Source organism: Streptomyces sp. NPDC048636, assembly GCF_040650655.1.
Taxonomy (GTDB): domain Bacteria; phylum Actinomycetota; class Actinomycetes; order Streptomycetales; family Streptomycetaceae; genus Streptomyces.
In genome coordinates this window covers 375,461-391,402 of record NZ_JBEZHR010000005.1, presented here as the reverse complement: position 1 = coordinate 391,402, position 15,942 = coordinate 375,461, and the positions used below count along the sequence as shown (strand labels likewise).

Here is a 15,942-nt window from a genome sequence, read left to right as displayed (position 1 = left end):
ACCACCACACACCGTTGGCGAACACCGCCGTCGCCTCCAGCAGCGCCGCACGGTGCGACGAGCGCCCCCGGCCCGCCTCGGGGTGGTGGGTCAGGCGGAGGCAGTGGTGGCGAGGATGTAGTCGCGGGAGGCGGCCACCTCGCGGCGCAGGGCCTGGAGGTCGACGTCCAGGACACGGCCGTCCCACTTGCGGACCTGACCGGCGACGAAGACGGCGTCGATGTTCCGGGTGTCCGAGCCGAGGACGACGGTGCCGACCGCGTCGTTCAACGGCATGTTGTTGATCTCCTCCGCGGTGATCACCAGAAGGTCGGCCTGCTTGCCGGGGGTCAGCGAACCGACGGTGTCTTCGAGCCCGTTGGTACGCGCGCCCTGCAACGTGGCGAAGTCCAGCACATCCGCCGTGCCGATGCGCACCGGTGCGCGGTCGGTACCGTGGACGGCGTTGACCGCGCGCATGCGCTGAATGGCGTGCAGAGCCCTCATCTGCGTGAACATATCGCTGGCCAGGGCGACTTCGACGTCGATGCTCAGCCCGGGACGCACCCCCACCGCGAGCGCCTCGTCCACCGCCGGGATCGCGGTCTCCAGTCCGATCTGGGCGTCGGAGGTCGGGGCGAGGGAGATCGTGGTGCCGCTGTCGCCGATGGCCTTCCACGCCTCACCGGTCAGTCCGGTGGAGTGGATGAGGGTGAGATCAGGGCCGAGCAGGCCCTCGCGCTCCCACTTCAGGATCGCCTGTGAGGAAGACGCGCCGAAGACCGCGTCGACACTCACACCGACCCCGAACTCCTTCGCCAGGCGGGCGATTTCGGGACCGTAGGCCAGCTCCGGACCCGCGATCTCGTCGGTCGCCAGTGTGGCCAGACGGAAGGACAGCAGATCGCTGCCGAACTGGTCCTGCACACGTGCCAGGTCGGCCGGCCACTGGCGGTCCCACTCGCCGAAGTGCGGGCCCATCGCCGCGTGGATCCCGCGGATGCCGGTGTCCACCAGGGCCTGCACGGCGGCGTCGGAGTGGGCGCGCGTACGGGAGTTGTGGGAGAAGTCGAGCATCGTGGTGATTCCGCTGTCGAGCGCGGTCAGCGCGGCCAGCTTCGTGCCGGTGTACATGTCCTCGGGCCGGTAGGCGGGGGCGTAGCCGAGGAGGGTGGTGGTCACATAGGCGCCCAGGTCGTCGACGTCGGGCATGATCCGCCGAAGCTGGGCCTCCCAGGCGTGGCGGTGGGTGTCGACGAAGCCCGGAGTGAGGATCGTGCCGGTCACGTCGATGACGATCGCGTTGTCGGCGGCGGGCAGGTCGCGGCCGACGGCGGCGATGGTACGACCCTCGATGAGCAGGTCGGCATCCTGGAGCACACCGAGTTCCGGGTCCATGGTGACGATGGTGGCGCCCGTCAGAAGGATGCGACGGTGCGGGTCGGAAGCGGTACGGCGCAACTGATCGAGGACGGCCTGGGGCGCGGTGGCGTCGTGGTTCACGAGAGTGGTCCGTTCAGGGGTCGGGAGGGGAATCAGGCGCCGAGGGGCGTTGGCCATCAGCCTCCTCGGGGCCCGCTCCGGCAACCAGGCCCAGCCGTGCCTGGGTGTGCGGCGCCCCCCCATGGACGGCGGCCGGGCCCCCGCACCGGGCCATGGCCGGGCCGTGCCGTTTCCGGGTGCGGCACACCGCCCCTCGCGCCGGGCTCCGTACTCCCTTGGGTCAGCGGGTCATGACGACGGTGGTCACCGAAGCACCGTCGGTTCCCCTGACCGAGCCGCCGTTGCCGTAGGCGAGCCCCACCTCGGCCCGCTCGGCTTGTCCGCCGTGCGCCTGGTCGGTCAGTTGCCAGTAAGGCTCGCGGATCTGCGCCGTCCCGGTCGCGCCGACCGGGTGGCCGCGGGAGAGCAGTCCGCCGCGCACGCCGGGTCGGCCCGCCGAGGGGCCGGCCCGGCCGGGCGGCTCACTCGCAGCCGTACCGCCAGTTCCAGCCGACGAAGGTGTGCCGCAGCTCCACATCGAAGTGGCAGCTCGAGGTCCCGTCGGCGTTCAGCCGGACGGTGGAGTGGTGGACGTTGGCGTACCAGCTGCCGATCGGGTCGAAGACGCCCTTGTAGGTGAAGTCGGCGTCCGCCTGGGAGTTCACCGCGGGGCAGTCGGCCGCGCAGTCGTCCTTGGAGGTGTGGGACGCCAGGGACCACCCGGCGCCCCACGGCTCCCGGTTCCACTCCTGCGTCGGGGTGGTGGTGGCCTTGGTGATGCGCTGGTCCGTGGTGTCCCAGGCTGAGGTGGTGTACAGACCGGTCATGCGGATGTTGCAGCAGTCGTACATCTCGTTCCAGCCACGCAGCTGATGGCCCGCAACAGCGGCGGCGGGGGCCGCGGCCCGACGAGCCCCGGGGGACGCCGCGGTGTGCCGCACCGGCCCGAGAGTGGCCTCGCAGTCGGGGCCGATGGTGATCTGCCGTGAAACGGCTCGGCCCGCCGACGGAGCCGGGAGGTCGCCGGTCAGCCGGACACCGTGACAGGGCTTCGCACCCGTGCCGGAGTCCTGTGCCGTCGCCGTCCCTGTCACGCCCAGCAGGGCGGCCAGGGACGCTGCCGACGCGACGGCGATTCTTATGCGGCTCTTCACTTTTCCAGCCCCTTCGACTCGACCGGACGGCACACCGGGTGTGTGGTGAGATCACGTCCGCTGCCAACCGGCTTGATCGTAGGGGCGGTTCGTCGACATGGGAGTGTTGCCCGCCAAAGATGGCAGGAACATGATCCACGTGTCGGACGCGGCCTCGCCGCGACCATGGCTGGTCCGGGAGCTGCCCGACACCCCGCGCTGTTGACGCTCTCAGCTGGTAGTCAATTGATCAGCACGTACCTGGAACTCGACATCGCCGTCGACCGACTCCAGTCCCCACGGGGCGAGGGAAACGGTCACTGTCCGCGTGGCGGAGTGGCTGGCGGTGCGCTGAAGGATGTCGCAGAGGACGTTGACCGTGACGGGGTAGTCCGCGGTCGGCGTGAGGGCGTCGGAGTCGTCGAATACCGGCGCCTTGTCGATGACGCTCCGCTGCTGGTGGTGAGCGTCGGTGAAGCAGACCTCGACCAGGCCGGGGAAGGGTTCGTCGCCGACCCATCGGACGGCTTCGCAGTGCAGGAAGGGCATGGCGTCAGACTCTGCCGTCGCTGATCGGGACCGGCAGCCTGATTTCGCGGGCTGCCGGCCGGGCGGCGCCGCTCATGTCAGGTGCGGGTGGTGTCGGGGTGCGGGGCGCGGTGGGATGCGTCGGGGTGTTCATCGGCGGTAGGCGGTGGCGGCGACAGCGGGCAGGAGGGCGAGGGAGAGGATGCCGCCGGTAAAGGCGAGGACGGGGTAGCTGGTGGCGGCGACCATGAATCCCGAGGCCATGCCGCCGGTGGCACCGGCGATGGAGATGGAGACGTCGACCACTCCCTGGGTCTTGGCACGGGTGGCGAGCGGGACGGTGTCGGAGATGATCGCGGTGCCGGACACCAGGCCGAAGTTCCAGCCAAGCCCCAGTAGGGCCAGGGCGAGCGCGAGCAGCACGACGGAGTCGCCGGGTGCGGTGGCGGCGAGGATGCCGGCGGCCATGAGGGTGATACCGGAGGCGGCAACGATCTTCATATGGCCGTAGCGGTCGACGAGCCAGCCGGTCAGTGGTGAGGGCAGGTACATGGCGCCGATGTGGATGGCGATGACGAGGCCGGAAGCGGCGGTGCTGTGGCCGTGGTGGTGCATATGAACCGGTGTCATCGTCATGATCGCGGCCATGACGATCTGGCTGAGGACCATGACGAGCGCACCGAGGACGACGCGTTTGCGGCCCTCCCGCGTGTCCACGTCGTCCGCGGTGGTCACGCCGGCGGCCTTGGTCTCCTTCGACATGGCGAGGGTGCGCGCCAGAAGCAGCGGGTCGGGCCGCAGCCAGACGGCGAGGACGAGGGCGGCCAGGGCGTAGGCGAGGCCGGAGAGGAGGAAGAGCCCGGCGAGGTTGGGCATGCCGAGGGTTTCGGCCAGATGGCCGGTGGGGGCGGCGAGGTTGGGTCCGGCGACGCCGCCGAGGGTGGTGGCGACCAGGACGGTGGAGACGGCGCGGGCGCGGTGGTCGGGGGTGGCGAGGTCGGCCCCGGCGTAGCGGGCCTGGAGGTTGGTGGCGGTGCCGGCGCCGTAGACGAAGAGGGCGGTGAACAGCAGGACGGGGCTGTCCAGGATGGCGGCGATGATGACGCCGACCGAACCGATGGCGCCGGTGAGGTAGCCGGCGGCGAGGCCGGGGCGTCTGCCCCGGGATTGGGAGATACGGCCGACGCCGATGGCGGCGAGGGCCGCCCCGGCGGTGCTGGTGGAGCCGAGCATGTCCTGGGCGAGGAGGGCGCCGACGGTGGCTCCGGCGGCGAGGCCCGCGCCGCTGAGGATCTGAGAGGCGATCAGGACGCGCAGGATGTGGGACTGGGCCTGGGCGGGGTCGGATATGGAGGCCGTCGTACCGACGGGAGCGATGCTGGTCATATCTCTTTCCGGAGCGTCGGTGAATGGCGCCGGCATGGCTGGCGCATGGGGTGGGAGGGCGACGACGGCGTGGTGGCCCCGTCCCGGCCGTGCACCGGCCCGGCGCCGGATGGGCAGCGCCTCGGGCCGGTGCAGGGGGTGCCCGGTGCATGGGGTGGGGGCTGCGTGCCCGCGTCGCCACGGTCGCGCCAGCGCCCTCGGCCCTCGGCCCTCGACCGCCGATGTCGCCGCCGCCATCCTCACCCCCACCCCCGGACTACTCGCCGCCCGCGCTCCGCCCTGGTCCAGGCAGCAGCCGGGCACGGCGCGCTCGACGACGGTCATTCATCTCGCGCGAACCCATCCGGACCGCGTAGCGGGATGGGTCGCCGAACCCGCACTGTGCCAGAGATATTAATGCACGTCACCATGCATTAAGGATGCGGGGCAGTGATGCTCGACGGGATACCGCGAGATCGATCTGTACCAACCGTCCGGCCAGGCAGTCCGACGGCCCGGCCTCACTTCAGGTGCCGGGCGAAGAACCGGTTCCCGGCGTCCACCTCGAACCACGGGGTACCGGCGTGCCCGCCCGTATTGGCGTGCAACGTCTTCTCCCTGGCGCCGAAGGCGTCGAACAGGTCCAGGGCTCGCTGCCGGTCGTTACCTTCGTCGTCCCACTGCATAAGGAACTGGAGCGGGACGGTGACCTGCCGGGCCTCCTCGCGCTGGGCGCGGGGCACGTATCCCCCGGCGAAGAAACCGGCGGCCGAGATGCGCGGTTCGACCACCGCCAGCCGAATGCCGATGGCGGCCATCCCCGAGTACCCGATCGGTCCGCCGATCTCGGGCAGCGAAAGGAGGGCGTCCAGGGTGGCCCGCCATTCCGGGACCGCCTTTTCGACCAGCGGGACGACGAAGGACTCGAAGATCTCCTCGACCGGCTCTCCCGCCGCCATCGCCCGGCGGAGAGCGGCGCGGGCCTGCTCGTCGACGGCGGAACGGGGCCGGTCACCGTGCCCGGGGTGGTCGATGGCGGCCACCGCGTAGCCGTATTCCGCCGCGGAGTGCCGGGCCCGGGCCACCAGCCGTGATTCCCGCTTGTGCAAGCCGCCGTTGTGACCCATAAGGATCAGCGGGGCCGGAGCCGATCCGGGCGTCCACAGGACACCGGGGATCTCACCGAGGGTGAATTCGCGTTCGTGGACGCCGTCGTCGAGGCGCTGTTCAGAAGTGAATCGCATGGTCGTGCCTTTCGGGAGTGCGCTTGAACGGCGCTCCCGGACGACCTATCGCCCGACCGTGACCCCTGAGGGGAGCACCCATGTCGATACTGCGTTCACGGGTACCACCTCCTCGTTCTCTCGCACGGCCGGCAAAAAACTAACAGTGGTCCCCGCGGTCCGCCAACAGGTTTTTGCGGAGGCTCCGTCTCCTCGGTGGGCGGGGTGGGTTGGTGCGCCACTCGGGGTCTGTTCGGGTCGCCCGCACAAGCCTCGGAGTGGCGCCACTTCCCACTGATGGCCGCGGCAAGTCCGAGAAGGGCCGAGCATCGCCATACGCTTCGGCTCCGCCGCCCGAGCCGCAACGCGGAGGTCCCGTCCACCCGTTGGGGAGCGTGGTGCCAGTATGTGGACTGCCAGCGCAGTGCGCGGTTCGTCTTCATACCCTACAATTCCCCGGCCACTGGCGAAAAACGCGTGGTCGAGCGCAGGGATGAGGAGGAGCCGCGATGGCAACGGGGGGATGGGGTCTGCCGAACGACCCCGGGCAGGGCGGCAATCGCTGGGGACCGGCACCGACACCCGGTCCATACGGGCCGCCACCGCCGAACCCCTACGGACCGCCACCGCCCCCGCCACCCGGGCCCTACCGGCCGGCGCCCAGGGGTCGGCGCGGGTACCGGCGGGTGCCCATCCTCGTCCTGGTCGTCCCCCTGGCCCGCTCGATTCACCGGGCCGCGCGGCGGCTGTTCGACCAGGAAGGCGGCGGGCGTGTCCACGACCCCGTGGTCAACCGCGTTCAGATCATCCGCACCGTGCTCGGCGTCCTCGCGACGCTCGCGCTCTACTACGCGTACGGGTCGGACGACGGCCTTGAGGGCAAGGCCAACGAGAGCGTCGGCCAACTCATCCTGACCCCGATCCTGCTGATCCTCGGCGGACCGGTGGTCATCGCCCTCTTCATCCGCTACGCGCCCGCGGAGCGGCGGCCGTTGCTGCGTTCCCGGCTGGGCGTCCCGCTCAAGACCGTCGGCTGGTACGTCCTGACCGTGGCCGTCCTCGCCGGCCTGATGTACCTGGTCCTGGGCACCACGCTGCTGCACGGGCTGCACGGGGTATGGCTGTTCGTGGCCGCCGTCCCGGCGCTCTGGTTCGTGCTGTGGCTGCTGCCGTTCTTCTTCCTGGCCTCGGCCTACATCGCCCGCTCCGCCTTCAACACCGCCTATGTGCACGCCGCGCTGCCAGCCGTGATCACCGTGGTGATGGTCTGGATCATCGCCGTCTTCAACGTGACCGGGAGCGGTATGCCGGGCGGGCCGCTGTGGGCGCAGTTCTGCTCCCTGTTCGGCGGCCCGCTGTCGGTGACCGCGCTCTCCCTGTGGGAACTGCGCCGACTGCGCACGAGCCACGGAGTGACCATACGCGGCTGAGCCGTGGCGGTTCTCAGGCGTGTCGCGGAAGGCCGTGCAGCGGGCATCCACCGTGCATGGGTGGGGCGTTGAGCCGCTGCGGTTCGGCCGTCCGTGGGGGTTGTCGCTGGCGGACCGGGTGCTGCTGGTGGCTGTTCCACCGGCACGGAACTGCCAGGACAGTCGGCACGACACTTGCGGTCGGTCCGCTGGGCGATGCCGTGGAACAACGGGGCTGGGGCCATCCCCAGTCACGGGACAGCGCTCAGGCGTCGAGGAACTTCCGCACAAGTACGCCAGTCTCTGCGGGGCGTTCCAGCAGGAGTTGGTGGCCGGAGTCGACGTCGGCCACCGTCGCCCGTGCCTCGGCCGGATCGAGGAACGAAGGCGCCTCCAGCGCTTTCGCGGCGCTTGTGGCCGCGCCCTCGGCTTCGAGACCGACCGCGGGGTCGAGAAGGACCAGTCGGCGCACTCGCTCGGGGGCCTGATGGGCCAGATCCGACGACACCGCAGCGCCGAAGGAGAATCCGAGCACGTCGACCTGGCGCAGACCAAGCATGTCCATCGTGGCCACCACATCGGCGACATGCTGTTCCCGTGTCCACGGCGGAGACCACAGGGACCGACCCTGCCCACGGAGATCAGGCGCATACACACAAGTCGGCCAGGTGCCCCGTGGCCAGTTCCCGCCAGCGACCTCCGTACCCGTACACACCGTGCACGGCGACCACCGGAACCCCCGCGACGTCGCCGAAGGTCTGAAGATGAAGCGTCGCTCCTGCCATAAGAACGCAGTCCAGATCCAGGCCCACCGAGTGTCGGGGCGGCGGCCTCCCACGTCCCGGCACGCATCAACCCGGTGAACCCATGTGGCACAACACCAGCTAGCGCTCCACCCGCTTCAGGCCGCGCACGGCCGGGATCGCCAGGAGCAGGAAGCAGGCGACGAGCGCCATGGACGCGGACACGCACAGCAGCGGCACCGTCCCCGCGACGACCTCGAGCGGCCCCGCCACCGCCTGCCCGACCGGCTTCATCACCAGCGAGCCTGCCGCGTCGTACGCGTGCACCCTGCCGAGGACTTCCTGCGGGATATGCGTCTGCACACTCGTGTGGAACATGACGATCCAGAACGCCATGCCCACGCCGCTCACTCCGTAACACCCGGCGATGAGCGGCGCGGGAAGGCCGAGAGCGACCCCCAACGGCATCAGCATCCAGAGGATCATGGAGAGGGCGCCGGCCCGGAGCGGATACCGCGGGCGGAGCCTGATCGCGACGAGCCCGCCCAGCACACTTCCCGCCCCGAGGGACGACATGACCAAGCCGAACGTCGATGCTCCGTAGTCGGTGACCAGGGCACTGTTGCCGAGGGTCATGGTGGGGCCGGCGCCTGCCAGCTGCCAGAGCATGAAGACGGCGATGACACTCCACAGCCAGGTCCTGGCCCGGAACTCCCGCCACCCTTCGGCGAGATCGGCCCGGAACGACGATACGCCGTCCCGCGCGGCCGGACCCATCGGGACCGAGCGGAGCAGGAGGAGGCAGGCGCCGCTGATGCCGTAGGTCAGGGCGTCGAGGGCGACCACCGTCGCCGGTGAGGAAACCACGAGCAGCAGACCGGCCAGCGACGGGCCGATCACGGCGGTAACGGACTCCGAGATGCGCAGGGTTGCGTTCGCCTTCAGTACGTCCCGGGCGATGCGCGGGGTGATGCTGGCGACTCCCGGCTGGAAGATCGCGCTACCCGCCCCGACCAGGGCCAGCAGCACCAGGATCTGCCACAGCCGCGGCGTACCCAGCAGGAACAGCAGCGCGAGCACCGTCTGAACGCACAGCCGGGCCGTGTCCGAGACGACCATGAGCCGCCGGGCGCCGAAGCGGTCGGACAGCACCCCACCAAAGATGATCAGGGCTGCGAACGGCGCCACGAGCGCGGCCAGCGCGTAGCCGACCCCACTCGTCCCGTATCCCGCCCGGAGCACGGCAGCCGTGATGGTGACGGGGAGCATCGCGTCGCCCAGCAGAGACGTGGTGCGGGCGGTGAAGAACAGCCGGAAGTCCGCCGTCCACAGCGGCGGATCAGACGGGGTCTCCTTGACTCGCACGTCACGGGCCATGTCCGAGCCAGCCACCGCACACCATCCCACGTATCACGTCGTCACGTTGATCCCGACCGGGGTGACACTCTCGTGTCTGGGCCGTCCCTCAGTCAACGACATATCTGCAACAGGCCGGGCGGGTAGGCGCGTTGGAAGACACGGCCTGAAGTGTGTGGCGGAAGTCGGAGTGATGGCGGAACGGGGCCTTGACGGGTGCACGCGGGTGAACCAAGAATGGTCGCCAAACGGTGCGGTGACAACGTTGTCAGCAGTTTCCGAGGAGGCGTTCCCACGCATGAGATGGACCCAACGGCTGCGCGGCGCGGCAACGGTGGCCCTGACGGCCGCGCTCCTCGGCGGAGCCCTCACGACCCCGTCGGCCGAGGCGCACGTCCCGCGCTCCGGTCACCTGACCGACCTGGTCAACCCGTTCATCGGCACCGAGAACGAGGGCAACACCTACCCCGGCGCCGCCGTCCCCTTCGGCATGGTGCAGCTCTCCCCCGATACCGGGCACAACACCGGCTACGACCACTCCGACACCCATATCCGCGGCTTCTCCACCGTCCATCTCTCGGGCGTCGGCTGTGGACTCGGTGGCGATCTGCCGGTGCTGCCCACGACCGGTGAGGTGACGGAGACCGATTACGCGAAGTACGCCGCCGAGTTCAGCCACGACGACGAGAGCGCGAGCCCCGGCCGCTATCAGGTCGGTCTCGAGGGCGGCATCGGCGCCGAGCTGACCGCGACGAAGCGCACCGGCGTACAGCGCTACACCTTCCCCGCCACCGACAAGGCCAACGTCCTGCTGAACGCGGGCCAGTCGCTGCACAAGACGGTGCGGACGAAGGTCGAGATCCTCGACAGCCGCACCGTGCGTACCTCGATCACCGGCAGCGGCTTCTGCCAGGACACCGAGCCGTACACGGTCCACACGATCACCCGCTTCGACCGGCCCTTCACGACATCAGGCACCTGGAAGGGCGGGACGGTCACCGAAGGTGCGAAGGAGACGTCCGCGGGCGACGAGCGCAGCGGTGCCTTCGTCCGGTTCGACACGCGTGAGGACCGCACCGTCGAGGCGACGACCGCGCTCTCGTACGTCGACGCCAGGGGCGCGGCCCGCAACCTCCGTGTGGAGGGCGGCCGTTCGTACGACCACGTGGCGCAGGCGGCACGCGCCACGTGGGAGGACCGGCTCGACGACGTACGGGCGCGGGGCGGCAGCGAGGCGTTGCGCCGCACGTTCTACTCGTCGCTGTACCGCTCGTTCCTCGCGCCGAACATCGGAAGCGATGTCGACGGCCGCTACACCGGCTGGGACCAGAAGATCCACCGCACCGCTGACGACGGCGGGTTCACGTACTACCAGAACTGGTCCCTGTGGGACACGTACCGCACCCAGGCGCAGCTCCTCTCGCTGCTCGCCCCGCGCGAGTCCCGCGATATGGCGCTCTCCGTCCTGAAGATCGACGAGGAGAGCGGCTGGCTGCCGAAGTGGGGCTACGGCACGGTCGAGACCAACATCATGACCGGCGACCCGGTCACCCCGTTCCTCACCAACGCCTATCAGCAGGGCCTGCTGAAGGGGCATGAGGAGGAGGCGTACCGCGCCTTGAAGAAGAACGCCGACGGGGTGCCGCCGGCCGACTCCGCGCCGGTCGGGCGCGAGGCCAACAAGGAGTATCTGGCCCGGGGTTTCGCCCCGTACATCAAGGGCCGCCCGCATGCCAAGCCCGGCGACTCGGACTATGACCACGGTGCGTCCGCGACGCTGGAGTACGCCCTCTCCGACGCCATGCTCGGCGAGATGGCGCGCGACCTCGGGCACGAGAAGGACGCGAAGCGCTATGCCACCCGCGCCCAGAACTATCGCGAGATCTACGATCGTTCGACCGGATTCTTCCGTGCGCGGGACGCCGCCGGAGCCTTCACCGGCCCGGCCGATCCGGTCAAGAGCGAGGGCTTCCACGAGGGCACGTCCTGGCAGTACCAGTGGCTGGTCCCGCAGGACCTGCCCGGCATGGTCGACCTGATCGGCGGGAAGAAGGCCGCGACCGACCGCCTCGACTCCTTCTTCGCGTACGAGCAACTGCTCGAGGACCCGTCGAAGACCGCGCGTGAGGTGTGGGTCAACGGCCCCTACGACTACTACAACGCCGACAAGTACAACCCCCAGAACGAGCCGGATCTGATCGCCCCGTATACGTACCTCTCGACGGGCCAGCCGTGGAAGACGACCGACGTGGTGCACGCCGCGCTCACCCTCTTCACCGACACCCCGACGGGCATGACCGGGAACGACGACCTCGGCACCATGTCCGCGTGGAACGTGCTGTCCTCGATCGGCGTCTTCCCGGTCCAGCCGGGTACGGACACCTGGGGATTGTCGACGCCCGTCTTCGATCGTGTGGACCTCAGGCTCGACCGCCGTTACTACCCGCGCGGCACTCTGACGGTGAAGGCACCGGGCACGTCGGGCAGCAAGCGGTACATCCAGTCGGCGCGTCTGGACGGGGTCGCCCATGACACGACGTATCTGACGACCGAGGACATTCGTGACGCCCGCGAACTCGCCTTCACCGTAGGGGAGAAGCCCTCCGGATGGGGCACCTCGGAGGGGGCCGCGCCGCCTTCTCTGAAGTGACCCGGCGGACAACTCAGCTCCGCACCACAGGCGTCATAGAGACCCGTCTCTCTCGGAGAGGCGGGTCTCCGCCTCCTGGTCACCCGGGGCAGGTGCCGCGGACACGGAACCCGGCCGCGGCCGGCGGGCTCAACGGACGAAGTCCTCGACCACCTTCGGTGGCCAGGTGCTTGTGTCGAGCATGCCGGTACAGAAGGCGCGGGAGACCAGGGCGGTCCGGTTGGGTGCCTGGAATCTGCGCAGCAGGCCGGTCACGTGGTAGTCGATGTTCTGGCGGCTGAAGTGGAGCCGGGAGGCCAGGTTCAGGGTGGTCTGGCCGACCGCCATCCCCTCCAGGATGCGGGCGTCGACCTTCGTGAGGAAGCATGTACCCGTACCCGTCACCCGGTCACCCCGTCGGCGAGCTCCTTGATGGTGGGGTGTTCGCTGTCGAGTGTGGCGGGGACCGTGCGCCCCAACTCGTCGCCCAGCCGGGCGATGACATCGATGAGCATCAGCGAGTCCATCCCCAGCGCGAACAGGTCGGCGTCGGCCTCGGGGAGGCTGTCCGCGTCCTGCTCGAGCATGGCGGCGATCTGCCGCCGCAGGAAGTCCTCCACCAGTGTTCGGCGACCGGCCGGATCGGCGCCCTCGAAGCGGTCGCGCAGGGTGGTGTCCACCGTCCCGTCCGCGTCGGCGGCGTGCTGCTGAGGGGTGTCCACCCAGTGCCGCACGCGCTCGTACGGATAGGTGGGCAGCGGTACGCGGCGCTCGGCTTCATGCCACGCCGCCCAGTCCGCCTCAGCCCCATCGGTCCAGGCGCGGCCGAGAACGTGCAGCAGTGTCCGGCGGACGGACGCCCCCGGCCCGGCGGGGGTCGTGAGCTCCACCGGGGTCAGGCCCTTCTCCGCCCACCAGGACACGGTCACCCGCCCTTCGTCGGGGTCGGGGGCGGTCCAGGTCTCCGGGAGCGCGGCCTCCCGCGGGCTCAGCCAGCGGCCGCCGCCGCCCAGGCTCACAGGGAGATCCCAGGTCACGGGGGTGCCGGGAGAGCCGCCGTCGAAGAGGGCGAGCGCCTCCTTCAGGTCGAACACACCGGCCAGGCATCCGGCCACCACCCGGCCGACGCCGGAGCCGCCGACCGCGGCCGGTGACACGCCCGCTTCCTGGCATACCCGGGCCGCGGCGTACGAGGTGACGAACGCCGCGAGCTCGTCACCGCCGCCACCGGTCAGCAGTGCCGGGCCGTCCGGACTGTCGGCCGGCAGCATGGCGGCGCAGGCGTCCACCGCCTCCCGGAACGGGGCAAGGGCGTGGTAGAGCTCGGGCGCGTCCGGGACGGGCCCGGCGGCGGCGAAGACGAACGCCAGTCGGGCGGGGCCGCCCTCGACCGGCCCCGTCAGCACCCGGGCCGGGTCCCCGATCGCCAGGGCCAGGGCGGCGTCGGCAAGGCTCTCGCACACCACGGCCCGCCGGTGGGCGTGGGCGCGGCGGCCCACGGCCAGGGTGTGGGCGACCGCGGCGAGGTCGAGCTCCGGGTGGCGTTTGAGGTGGCGGGCGAGGTCACCGGTGGCCCGGTCGAGTGCCCGGGGGGTACGCGCCGAGAGCAGCAGCAGGTGGGAACCGCCGGAGGGGGCCGGGACGGGGGCCGGGGCGGGCGGCTCCTCCAGGATGACATGGGTGTTGGTGCCGCCGACGCCGAACGAGCTGACGCCGGCCCGCCGGGGCCCGGAGTCCCGTGGCCAGGCCGCCGTCCCGGTGGCGATCCGGAACGGGCCCTCGGCGAGGTCGATATCCGGGTTGGGGGTGCGGAAGTGCAGATGGGGCACCACGGTGCGGTGGCGGAGCATCAGGGCGGTCTTGATCAGCCCGGCCATGCCCGCGGCGGTGTCCAGGTGGCCGATGTTGGTCTTGACCGATCCGAGGAGTACCCGGCCGGCCGGCACCCCGTCGAATGCCCGGGTCAGCGCGGCCACTTCGATCGGGTCGCCGAGCTGGGTGCCGGTGCCGTGGGCCTCCACATAGCCGATGCTGTCCGGTGGGCAGTCGGCGACCCGCTGGGCGTCGCGGATGACATCGGCTTGGCGTTCGACGCTCGGGGCGGTGTAGCCGGTCTTGGTCGAACCGTCGTTGTTCACCGCCGTCCCCTTGATCACGGCGTACACGGTGTCGCCGTCCACCACCGCCTCGGCCAGCCGCTTGAGCACCACGACGCCGACGCCGCTGGAGATGACCGTGCCGTTCGCGTCCGTGTCGAAGGCGCGGCAGTGCCCGTCCGGGGAGAAGATCATTCCCTCCTGGTGGAGGTAGCCCCGCTGCTGTGGCACGCGCAGATGGACCGCTCCGGCGAGGGAGATCCGGCACTCCCCCGCGAGCAGACTCAGACAGGCTTGGTGGACGGCGACCAGCCCGGTGGAGCAGGCGGTGTTGACGCTCAGGCTCGGCCCCCGCAGGTTCAGCTTGTACGACACCCGGGTGGCGAGGAAGTCCTTGTCGTTGGCGAGCATCAGCCGGTAGTGCCCCACCGACGACTCGTTCCGGAACCGCTCGGCGAGGTGGGTGAGGAGGTACGTGTTCATACCCGCACCGGCGAACACGCCGATCTCGTCGGGGTACCCCGACGGTTCGTACCCGGCGTCTTCGAGGGCGGCCAGCGAGCACTCCAGGAAGTGGCGGTGCTGCGGATCGAGGATCTCCGCTTCGTCATCGGGGATTCCGAAGTGCCCGGCGTCGAACATCTCCAGGTCGGGAAGCACATGCCCGGCCCGTACATAGCCGGGCCGGCGCAGCTCCGCCGGATCCTCCCCGGCGGCCAGCAGCTCCTCCTCGGTGAAGAACACCAGGCTTTCCCGGCCCTCCCGCAGATTGTTCCAGAAGGCTTCGGTGGTGGCGGCTCCCGGGAATCGGCATGCCATTCCGATGATGGCGATGTCGGTTTCCCTGACCGCTGCTGCCTGCTCCATGTTTGCTGCGCCTCTCGTGTCTAAAGGGTGATGCCCAGGTCGGCTGCCACGGTCCGCATCCCGAGGAAGCTGTCGGTGACAAACCGTGCCGCGTCTTCGGTGGCGCCCAATTCGCGGAAAAGGGCCACGAGTTCGGTCTCTTGCGCGGCCCGGTCACCGCGTTCCTCGGCGATGTCGAGGACAACTCGCTTCATCCGTTCCTCGATCGCCGGCAGGTCCGCCGCCTTGGGGAAGGTGATGCTGAAGGTGGAGCGGTCGTAGTTCTTGTTGCGCCGGACCGCGCGGCGCTGGCTGGCCGCGTTGAGCTTGTAGAACATGCAGTCCCAGTGCTTGAACGAGTAGTAGTTCAGCAGCGGGAACAGGGTGCAGTGGGTCTCGAGCGGGGAAGAGTCGTACAGCCCCTTGGCCTTGAGCTCGGCGACGATGCGGTCGGGGTCGTAGGCGTAGCGCATCGCGATGAACGGGAAGACGATCTTGGGCAGCTCCGCTTCGTCGGCGAAGAGCACCTGCTCGGCCTCGTGTTTGAAGACCGTGTCGGTCAGCCGGGCGCCGAAGGTCTGGTAGAAGCCCCGGACCACCTCCCGGACATCGGATTCCATGGTGAGGATCTGCTGCGGGTCCGCGCACAGGGCGATGTAGGGGATGCGGTGCCGGACCGCGTACAAGATGGCCCGAATGACGAAGAAGGAACGGCAGGATACGCACGGGAGCTTTTCGTCGAGATACTTCCCCGGTTTGGCGACGGGCCGGTTGAACACCTCCCGCATCACCATCTTGATGCTGTCGTCGTCCGAGTCGAGAACAAAGGTGGCGGGAATCTTCTCCCGGGCCAGTGCGATGTTGTCGGCCGCATGGGTGCTTTCGAACGGTACGTCGAAGGTGTAGGCCAGGACGCGCTTTCCGTATTCGTTGACGAACTTGTCCAGCATGTAGGTGCTGTCCTTGCCGCCGCTGTACATGAAGAGGCAGTCGTACGGTCCATCGGGATTCGGGCCGCTGCGGGTGAACTCCTCGTGGACCTGCTCGGTGTAGCTGAAGTTCTCCAGCAGATCGCCGACCAGGCCGAGTCGGCACAGACTGCACACACCGTCGTCGTCGAGGCTGACTCCTGGGTGGTCTTCTTGCAAAGCGC

Annotated in this window: 13 protein-coding genes; 2 read left to right on the top strand and 11 right to left on the bottom strand. The window is 69.7% G+C overall.

Features of this window, described 5'->3' with window-relative positions; all coding sequences use genetic code 11:
- Positions 1-90 precede the first annotated feature (90 nt).
- The 6 genes from AB0C66_RS17035 to AB0C66_RS17010 form a co-directional block, all read right to left on the bottom strand.
- The gene (locus AB0C66_RS17035) at positions 91-1,482 is read right to left on the bottom strand and encodes an amidohydrolase family protein (RefSeq protein ID WP_362438333.1); all 1,392 of its coding nucleotides are present in this window, start codon (positions 1,480-1,482) and stop codon (positions 91-93) included.
- A gap of 220 nt (positions 1,483-1,702) precedes the next feature.
- The gene (locus AB0C66_RS17030) at positions 1,703-1,903 is read right to left on the bottom strand and encodes a hypothetical protein (RefSeq protein ID WP_362438330.1); all 201 of its coding nucleotides are present in this window, start codon (positions 1,901-1,903) and stop codon (positions 1,703-1,705) included.
- 40 nt (positions 1,904-1,943) lie between these two features.
- Positions 1,944-2,615 (bottom strand): hypothetical protein, encoded by a 672-nt coding sequence (locus tag AB0C66_RS17025; protein WP_362438327.1) that lies wholly within the window; start codon positions 2,613-2,615, stop codon positions 1,944-1,946.
- Between the two features lie 210 nt (positions 2,616-2,825).
- A complete protein-coding gene (locus AB0C66_RS17020) occupies positions 2,826-3,143 on the bottom strand; it encodes a hypothetical protein (protein ID WP_362438324.1) in 318 nt (105 codons plus the stop codon).
- 129 nt (positions 3,144-3,272) lie between these two features.
- Positions 3,273-4,508 (bottom strand): MFS transporter, encoded by a 1,236-nt coding sequence (locus AB0C66_RS17015; protein ID WP_362438322.1) that lies wholly within the window; start codon positions 4,506-4,508, stop codon positions 3,273-3,275.
- Positions 4,509-5,008: 500 nt separating this feature from the next.
- On the bottom strand, positions 5,009-5,731 hold the full coding sequence (locus AB0C66_RS17010) for an alpha/beta hydrolase (protein ID WP_362438319.1): 723 nt from the start codon (positions 5,729-5,731) through the stop codon (positions 5,009-5,011).
- A gap of 665 nt (positions 5,732-6,396) precedes the next feature.
- Between AB0C66_RS17010 and AB0C66_RS17005 the strand changes: the two genes are divergently transcribed.
- Positions 6,397-7,140 (top strand): hypothetical protein, encoded by a 744-nt coding sequence (locus AB0C66_RS17005; protein WP_362438317.1) that lies wholly within the window; start codon positions 6,397-6,399, stop codon positions 7,138-7,140.
- Between the two features lie 244 nt (positions 7,141-7,384).
- Here the strand turns inward: AB0C66_RS17005 and AB0C66_RS17000 are convergent, their stop codons facing one another.
- Both AB0C66_RS17000 and AB0C66_RS16995 read right to left on the bottom strand, forming a co-directional pair.
- Positions 7,385-7,774: an alpha/beta fold hydrolase gene (locus tag AB0C66_RS17000; RefSeq protein ID WP_362438314.1), complete on the bottom strand. Its 390-nt coding sequence runs from the start codon at positions 7,772-7,774 to the stop codon at positions 7,385-7,387.
- Positions 7,775-8,003: 229 nt separating this feature from the next.
- On the bottom strand, positions 8,004-9,227 hold the full coding sequence (locus tag AB0C66_RS16995; RefSeq protein ID WP_362438311.1) for an MFS transporter: 1,224 nt from the start codon (positions 9,225-9,227) through the stop codon (positions 8,004-8,006).
- A gap of 289 nt (positions 9,228-9,516) precedes the next feature.
- On the opposite strand from AB0C66_RS16995, the gene AB0C66_RS16990 reads away from it, so the two are divergent.
- Positions 9,517-11,868, top strand: coding sequence for a GH92 family glycosyl hydrolase (locus tag AB0C66_RS16990; RefSeq protein ID WP_362438308.1), 2,352 nt, complete (start codon positions 9,517-9,519; stop codon positions 11,866-11,868).
- 129 nt (positions 11,869-11,997) lie between these two features.
- Here the strand turns inward: AB0C66_RS16990 and AB0C66_RS16985 are convergent, their stop codons facing one another.
- The 3 genes from AB0C66_RS16985 to AB0C66_RS16975 are packed head-to-tail and all read right to left on the bottom strand — an operon-like array spanning position 11,998 to position 15,937.
- Positions 11,998-12,252 carry a LuxR C-terminal-related transcriptional regulator gene (locus AB0C66_RS16985; protein ID WP_362438305.1) on the bottom strand — a complete coding sequence of 85 codons (255 nt, stop codon included), beginning with the start codon at positions 12,250-12,252 and terminating at the stop codon, positions 11,998-12,000.
- Positions 12,249-14,810, bottom strand: a complete 2,562-nt coding sequence (locus tag AB0C66_RS16980) for a beta-ketoacyl synthase N-terminal-like domain-containing protein (RefSeq protein WP_362438302.1) — start codon at positions 14,808-14,810, stop codon at positions 12,249-12,251. The genes AB0C66_RS16985 and AB0C66_RS16980 overlap by 4 nt, the downstream gene beginning before the upstream one ends.
- 20 nt (positions 14,811-14,830) lie before the next feature.
- Positions 14,831-15,937, bottom strand: a complete 1,107-nt coding sequence (locus AB0C66_RS16975; RefSeq protein ID WP_362438300.1) for an OzmP — start codon at positions 15,935-15,937, stop codon at positions 14,831-14,833.
- Between the last annotated feature and the right edge of the window lie 5 nt (positions 15,938-15,942).